Genomic DNA, 1,203 nt, shown 5'->3' with positions numbered 1-1,203 from the left:
CGGCACTCCGGCGGCCCGCTGTGATCCTTACTTGAGGATCTTCGAGACGACGCCCGAACCGACGGTCCGGCCACCTTCACGGATGGCGAAACGCAGGCCGTCTTCCATGGCGATCGGAGCGATCAGTTCCACGGTGAACTTCAGGTTGTCGCCGGGCATCACCATCTCGGTGCCCTCGGGCAGCGTCACGGTGCCGGTCACGTCCGTCGTACGGAAGTAGAACTGCGGACGGTAGTTGGCGAAGAACGGCGTGTGACGGCCACCTTCGTCCTTGGTCAGGATGTAGACCTCGGCTTCGAAGTCGGTGTGCGGCTTGACCGAACCCGGCTTGCAGAGAACCTGGCCACGCTCGACGCCTTCACGGTCGATGCCGCGCAGCAGCGCGCCGATGTTGTCGCCGGCTTCACCGCGGTCCAGCAGCTTGCGGAACATCTCGACACCGGTGCAGGTGGTCTTCTTGGTGTCCTTGATGCCGACGATTTCCAGTTCGTCGCCGACGTTCACCACGCCACGCTCGACACGGCCGGTCACAACCGTACCACGGCCGGAGATCGAGAACACGTCCTCGATCGGCATCAGGAAGGGCTGGTCCACGGCACGGGCGGGCTGCGGGATGTACTCGTCCACGGCGGCCATCAGTTCGCGGATCTTGTTCTCGCCGATCTCGGGATCGCGGCCTTCCATCGCGGCCAGGGCCGAACCTGCGATGACGGGGATGTCGTCGCCGGGGAAGTCGTAAGCCGACAGCAGTTCGCGGATTTCCATCTCGACGAGCTCGAGCAGCTCTTCGTCGTCGACCTGGTCAACCTTGTTCATGAACACGACCATGGCGGGGATACCCACCTGGCGGCCCAGCAGGATGTGCTCGCGGGTCTGCGGCATCGGGCCGTCAGCGGCGTTCACCACCAGGATCGCGCCGTCCATCTGGGCAGCACCGGTGATCATGTTCTTCACGTAGTCGGCGTGGCCGGGGCAGTCGACGTGGGCGTAGTGACGCGCCTCGGTCTCGTACTCGACGTGCGCGGTCGAGATGGTGATGCCGCGGGCTTTCTCTTCCGGCGCGCCGTCGATCTGGTCGTAGGCCTTGAAGTCACCGAAGTACTTCGTGATCGCCGCCGTCAGCGTCGTCTTGCCGTGGTCAACGTGACCGATCGTGCCGATGTTGCAGTGCGGCTTGCCGCGTTCAAACTTTGCCTTTGCCAT

Annotated in this window: 1 protein-coding gene; it reads right to left on the bottom strand. The window is 64.1% G+C overall.

Annotation, left to right across the window (positions count from 1 at the left end; all coding sequences use genetic code 11):
• Window positions 1–27 precede the first annotated feature (27 nt).
• The coding region (tuf, locus tag OS124_RS0101320; protein ID WP_010137463.1) for an elongation factor Tu at window positions 28–1,203 on the bottom strand (1,176 nt) is incomplete at its 5' end.

Origin of the sequence: Oceanicola sp. S124, assembly GCF_000220565.1 — a bacterium.
Taxonomy (GTDB): domain Bacteria; phylum Pseudomonadota; class Alphaproteobacteria; order Rhodobacterales; family Rhodobacteraceae; genus Pseudooceanicola.
Note: the sequence above shows the minus strand (reverse complement) of the source record. Positions and strands in the feature narration are given on the sequence as shown.